The following is a 5,936-nucleotide window of genomic DNA, read 5'->3' as shown; positions in this document are numbered from 1 at the left end:
CGAGGAGCCGTATGCGGGAAAGCCGCACGTACGGATCTGTGAGGGGCTAAGATTGAGAGGTCTTAGTCTACTCGACTATGCCAAGTAAAAAATACCGCAATTATTATGAAATGATCATGGATGATTTCAATGTGACACAAGGCGAATCCCTATTTTCGGGAATCTTCCATGAGGCTCATAAAGATGTAATCGAGGAGCTGTTTGAACAGCTTTCGGTAAGTGGAGATAACAGTGCACAGGCTCTTGACGAGTTTACGGATTACCGTACTTACATGGATTATGACATTAAGATCATTCATAATGACGGCACCTATTCTTACTATTCCAAGGTATGTGAAGAGAAGAGCGGTGGTGAGACACAGACCCCGTTTTATGTGACAGTGGCAGCCTCTTTTGTGCAGCTTTACAGCAATAATATTGGTGGCGAGGCAGCTGGACTGGTGCTCTTTGATGAGGCCTTTAATAACATGGATGATGAAAGAATCGGCGGCGTTTTGGAATTCCTGAGACGCCTTCCATTACAGCTTATTATCGCCGCTCCTCCAGATAAGATCCAGTATATCGGCCCGGCTATGGATGAAGTGATGTTGGTAATGACAGATCAGAAGCAGAGTTATGTGGAGGAATATCACAATGCAGTATGACTAGCTGGTATTAGAGCGTGTTTGAAAAATCATTCCCACAAATTGTGACGCACATCTTGCAGAAAGCCTTTTTCAAACACGCTCTAGAAAACCTGCTGGATTGCAGATGAATCCTGAAATTAACAGTTGCGCACAGATAGCTGAGGTATTAAAATATATGAAAATAACACAGCTGAAGCTGGAACAGGAATGCCAGCATGTCTGATAAGAATGCTTTTGAGTGGTGAGTAGAGTTCACAACAGCCTTCTGTGAGCACAGCTGCAAAAAAAGGAGGTACCGCATATGACAACATTGGAAATTCTGGACCGTCTGCAAGGTGATGCGCTGAAAGATGGTGAACTTCGAAAAAAGCTTTTGGCCACCCGTTTGGAAAAGGATCCTCTCACTGTTTTTTGCAGATTATGCAGGGAACTTGGCTATGAATTGTATGAAATGGACCTGGTATCTGCCGGAGAAGACTTCTATGCTACCATGCGCCGCAGTACCAATGGCGGCGGAGAAAACTCCCCGAAGCTGGAGGGGGAAGATGACTTCTATGAGCTTTTGATGGCAAGCCTGGAGGCAGCAGAGAAAGCAGAATAGAATTGGCTCAAATAGACATCAACTATGAGTGTTTTTGGTAAGCCAAAAGCATTATGCAAAACATTATGTAAACTAAAAGGACGACAGTTGAAAACCCAAATTTCGTTGAAAATTAGAGTGAAATGTCTGTTATAGATTGAAAAACAGGGAGTGTGTATGGCAGAATTAACGGAATTGCAGAAGCAGTTATTCGAATTACAGGATATAAAATATCGGGATTTCCACAGCAAATTAATGCCCGAAACAGCCAAGGAAAAGATTATTGGAATCCGTACTCCTGTGCTTCGGAATTTTGCAAAAGTATTCGCCGGTACTCCGGAATTAGAGGACTTTTTGCAGCAGCTTCCTCACCAGTTTTATGAGGAAAATAACCTTCATATGATGCTGATCACTGGGATAAAGGACTATCCGAAATGTATGGAAGAAGTACAGCGATTCCTGCCCTATATCGACAACTGGGCCACCTGTGATTTCCCAGAGCCAAAGTGTTTCCGTAAGAACAAAAAAGCAGTATTAGAAGAGGTCCGGAAGTGGATCGCCTCCACTGAAACCTACACTATTCGCTACGGGATCGGCATGCTTATGCGCCTTTTTCTGGACGAGGATTTTTCCCCGGAGTATCTTGAAATGGCAGCTGGCGTACAATCACAGGAATATTATGTAAACATGATGATTGCCTGGTATTTTGCCACCGCTCTGGCCAAGCAATGGGATGCTGCAGTACCTTATATTGAGCAGCACAGACTGTCGGACTGGGTACATAAAAAGACTATCCAGAAGGCAGTGGAAAGCTATCGGATTACGTCTGAACAGAAGGAATATTTGAAAGGCTACCGTTAAAAATAGGATTTTATGGTTTAGAGACTAAGAAATGAAAAACGCCAGAATGAAAAGCTTTATCATGCGGTAAAGCGAATTTCATTCTGGCGTTTTGTATTTATGCAGGCATAAGATCCTGGTGGCTGCCGCAAATCAGCGGAAGCTCTTCAGCCAGTTCACCAGGGAATCATGCCAGATATTGTCATAAACGGTTTTCTTCATCTGGTCGGTTACCGGACCATTGTTTGCCATTTTCGCAAGGATTCCGGCTTGAAGCTCTTCTACGGTCATGTCCTCTGGGGACTTGGACCAGTCTACGGTTATCTGAGATTTTTCGGAGGCTGGTTCGGATGCGGTAGTAGTATTAGATGTTGTACCATCAGCTGCTTTTTCAGAAGCATTTGTGGTGCAATCAGAGTTACCTACAGTAGTCGCAACCGTTTCCTTTATGCTGTCCGTATTCGCAGCATTTTTCAGTGCCTGAGAGATCGGAGTTGTATTTTGCTCTGCGACAGTGGCAGCAGCTTCCTCTTTTGTCTGGTCTGCGTTGTCAGCCTTAACTGTTGTATTAGTAGTTTCCGGTGTCTTTGCATTCATCTCTACCGGCTTATACTCTGGCATATCCCCAGCCGGAACCCAGATATTGCCGCTGTTTCCGGCAACGGTTACATGAATGCGTCCATTTTCTACAGAAACTTTTTCACCGGTCAGAGTACCTACATACTCAGCTGCATTTCCAGCAGCCAGATCCATAGAAGCGGCATTGTCATCATTATTTACAGTGATGATCACACGCACCCCATCCAGGTCACGGGCAAAAGCATACTGGCGGTTGGTGAGCATAAGCTCTGCATAGCTTCCATAATTAAGAGCCGGTGTATTCTGGCGGACTTTTCCAAGGGCAGCAATAAGAGCTGTGCAAGGATTTTTCTCCACTGCGTCAGCATAATCAGCAAGATTTAAGGCTGGTCTTAAGCTGTCATCTGAGGTTCTTTCCTTACGTCCCTCAATTCCAAATTCAGAACCATAATAAATACTTGGAACTCCCGGAAGGGTGTAGAGAAGCACATGAACTGGAGCAAAATGCGCCTTATTGGAAAGTTTGGTGTAAATTCGTTCTACATCATGGTTGTCCACGAAATTATAAAGATCAAGGTCGCCCATGTTCTGCAGATATTTTACAGTGTGCGCGATCTCAAAATAGTTATGGTCATTGTGTCCGCTGTAAAGAGCCTTGTGAAGTGCATAATTTGTAACACTGTGAAGGGTGCTGCCATTTACCCAGCGGCTGTAATCGCCGTGGATAACTTCGCCCATCAGCCAAAAATCCGGTTTCACTTCCTCAGCGGTGCGGCGCAACTGTTTCATAAAATCAAAGTCCAGAACGTCCGCAGCGTCAAGACGGATACCATCCACATCAAATTCAGAAACCCAGAAACGGATCACATCGCAGATGTAGTTCTGCACATCAGGATTGCGCTGGTTTAATTTTACCAGAAGATTATATCCGCCCCAGTTTTCATAGGAAAAACCATCGTTGTATTCGGTATTTCCAGAGAAGTTCACATTACAGTACCAGTTTACATAAGGTGAATTCTGTCGCTTCTCCTGAATATCTTTAAATGCGAAAAAGTCACGTCCGGTGTGGTTGAATACGCCATCGAAGATAACCTTGATCCCTTTTTCATGGCAGGTTGCAACGAAATTCTTCAGATCCTCGTTGTCACCCAGACGGGAGTCAAGCTTCCTGTAATCAGTAGTCTCATAACCATGTCCCACACTTTCAAATAAAGGACCTATATATAAAGCGGTGCACCCGATTTCTTTAATATGATCGATCCACGGAAGAAGCGTATTCAGCCTATGCACAGGCTCCCCATACTCATTCTGCTTCGGCGCCCCAGCCAAACCCAATGGATAAATGTGATAAAAAACTGCCTCGTTATACCAACTCATGTCTAACACCTCTGTCGTTTAAAATAAATTTGTACATTCAACGTTTTCTATAATAGCAGATTTTAGGAGCTTATTCCATATAAAAATATGATGATTCATGGTACTCTGTAGGGATTGTTAAAATTTTTGAAAACGGAAAATATATTGATAATTTTGCTTAAGGGCGAAAGGTTAAAAATAGGGATTCGATATACAAAATGCCGGAAGAACAGAAGAAAGCCTTTGTTGAGGCGTGATGGTAAATTATATTGACAAAACCTATTGACATACTATGAAAACTAAAGTATATTTTACACCAACATCAACGAAAGGAAAAACCACTTTCAAAAGCGGGAAAAATGGCAGTGAAGAGCTGAAAGTTTTATGCCAGAGTGCAGAAGTGGCGGGCCATCAGATGAATAAGAGGATAGATCCAAGAATTTTTCATAAAAATACTGCAGAAGATTACCTTCAGGCGACGATAGAGACAGCGAATTGGATTGACACGCTGGCGGTGAAGACAGAACATGGAAGGATCTGGAAAGCGCTTCCGGAAGGACAGGACGGATATCGTGAAGATGTTCCTATGTTTACGTCAAAAAGTATGTATGATGGTTCTGCTGGAATCGGAATTTTCCTGATCCGTCTTTATGAAGCCACTAGTGATGAGAGATGGCTGAAAGAAGCAGAAGAAGCGGCTGCGCATATTATTGCTACTCAGGTTGGTCCGGAATGGTATGAGCATACCTTACATTCGGAGGTGAAAGGAATCATTCCTGTGCCGGGATGGGCGGCAGGAGCTTATAACGGACCGGTAGGAGAAGCCTATTTCCTGGAGGATCTTTATCAGGTGACAAGGAAGCAGGAATATCGCGATTTCGTACTGCGCACAGCGGATGTTCTTATGGAGGCAGCTTCTCGAGATGAACGCGGGCTGTTCTGGAGCGAGCAGGAGGATATTACTGCAGATGGCGGATTTATTGTTTTTCTGGATATTGTATATCGTCGCACTGGAATCCGGAAATATCTGGATTTTGCCAGTGAGGCAGCCGAACCTGGTACGACAGCTGGTGGAGAACCATCCCCACCAGAGTTGTAAGCTACCCGGGACTTTATGTAGGCGCAGCAGGATGCGGCTCTTCTTTACTGAGGGCTTACGCAGCGCTTACAGGAAAGAAGCTGACTAATTTGTATGAGTATCATTTTTTTGAGAAAATATAATGTACTTTATAATATGTACGAAGAATATGGAAATTATTTAACTGCAAAATATTACGGAACGTTTTCTTACATATAAATATAGCGCCTCTGCATACACTGTAAAAACAGCGTCGGCGGAGGCGTTTTTTTGAAAGAGTATATTGAAGAGCGGGCAGTAGAGATTGGAAATTATATTATCGAAACTAGGGCAACTGTAAGGCAGACTGCAAAAAGGTTTGGGATATCAAAGTCCACAGTACATAAGGACGTGACGACCAGACTTGCAAGCTTAAATCCAGCACTTGCAAGGCAGGCCAGGGCTGTGTTGGAGGTGAATAAATCAGAGAGACATATCAGAGGTGGTTTAGCTACCAGGGAAAAGTATTTGCATCAACATATGCTGGAAAACAATCTGCACAAAAAAATATAAACTTTTTTGTAAAAAGTGCTTGACGATTCCTTGCGATAGTGGTATAGTAAACAAGCTGTCGCAAGGAATTGCTTCTGAAATGCTGAAAAATAAAATAATTTTCAGAAAATTCAAATTAACTGTTGACAAATGACTGAACTTATGATAAAGTAACCAAGTCGCTTGAACAGAACGACAGAAACAAACAACTTTATACAGCTTCTTGAAGGTCTTAAAAACTTTTGAAAAAAGTGCTTGACAAGATCTGAAAGATATGATAAAGTAAACAAGCTGTCGCAAAGAGATGACAGACAAACAACCTTGATAACTAAACAGTGAAACACAT

General features: G+C 42.9%; 7 protein-coding genes. 6 read left to right on the top strand and 1 reads right to left on the bottom strand.

All coding sequences use genetic code 11. The features are described from left to right. Nucleotides 1-77 precede the first annotated feature (77 nt). From ACESTK_RS20280 to ACESTK_RS20265, 4 genes are all read left to right on the top strand, one after another. Entirely contained in the window at nt 78-644 is a 567-nt protein-coding gene (locus tag ACESTK_RS20280; RefSeq protein WP_373120612.1) for an SbcC/MukB-like Walker B domain-containing protein, read from the top strand. A 28-nt stretch (nt 645-672) separates the two neighbouring features. Next, nucleotides 673-849, top strand: coding sequence for a DUF6783 domain-containing protein (locus tag ACESTK_RS20275; RefSeq protein ID WP_373120614.1), 177 nt, complete (start codon nt 673-675; stop codon nt 847-849). 78 nt (nt 850-927) lie between these two features. Continuing rightward, the gene (locus ACESTK_RS20270) at nt 928-1,227 is read left to right on the top strand and encodes a hypothetical protein (protein ID WP_173717214.1); all 300 of its coding nucleotides are present in this window, start codon (nt 928-930) and stop codon (nt 1,225-1,227) included. A gap of 156 nt (nt 1,228-1,383) precedes the next feature. Next, a complete protein-coding gene (locus ACESTK_RS20265) occupies nt 1,384-2,067 on the top strand; it encodes a DNA alkylation repair protein (RefSeq protein ID WP_148461585.1) in 684 nt (227 codons plus the stop codon). A 132-nt stretch (nt 2,068-2,199) separates the two neighbouring features. On the opposite strand, the gene ACESTK_RS20260 is transcribed toward ACESTK_RS20265, so the two are convergent. Beyond that, nucleotides 2,200-4,002 (bottom strand): alpha-amylase family glycosyl hydrolase, encoded by a 1,803-nt coding sequence (locus ACESTK_RS20260; RefSeq protein WP_373120610.1) that lies wholly within the window; start codon nt 4,000-4,002, stop codon nt 2,200-2,202. Between the two features lie 394 nt (nt 4,003-4,396). Here ACESTK_RS20260 and ACESTK_RS20255 point away from each other — a divergent pair, with 394 nt between their 5' ends. Then, nucleotides 4,397-5,080 (top strand): hypothetical protein, encoded by a 684-nt coding sequence (locus ACESTK_RS20255; protein ID WP_373120608.1) that lies wholly within the window; start codon nt 4,397-4,399, stop codon nt 5,078-5,080. 249 nt (nt 5,081-5,329) lie between these two features. Then, the gene (gene spoIIID, locus ACESTK_RS20250; protein ID WP_118583748.1) at nt 5,330-5,611 is read left to right on the top strand and encodes a sporulation transcriptional regulator SpoIIID; all 282 of its coding nucleotides are present in this window, start codon (nt 5,330-5,332) and stop codon (nt 5,609-5,611) included. The last annotated feature ends 325 nt before the right edge of the window (nt 5,612-5,936 follow it).

It is taken from the genome of Ruminococcus sp. Marseille-P328 (assembly GCF_964249465.1).
Lineage (GTDB): Bacteria > Bacillota > Clostridia > Lachnospirales > Lachnospiraceae > Blautia_A > Blautia_A faecis.
The sequence above is the reverse complement of the archived record's forward strand: the minus strand, read 5'-3'. Positions and strand labels throughout refer to the sequence as shown.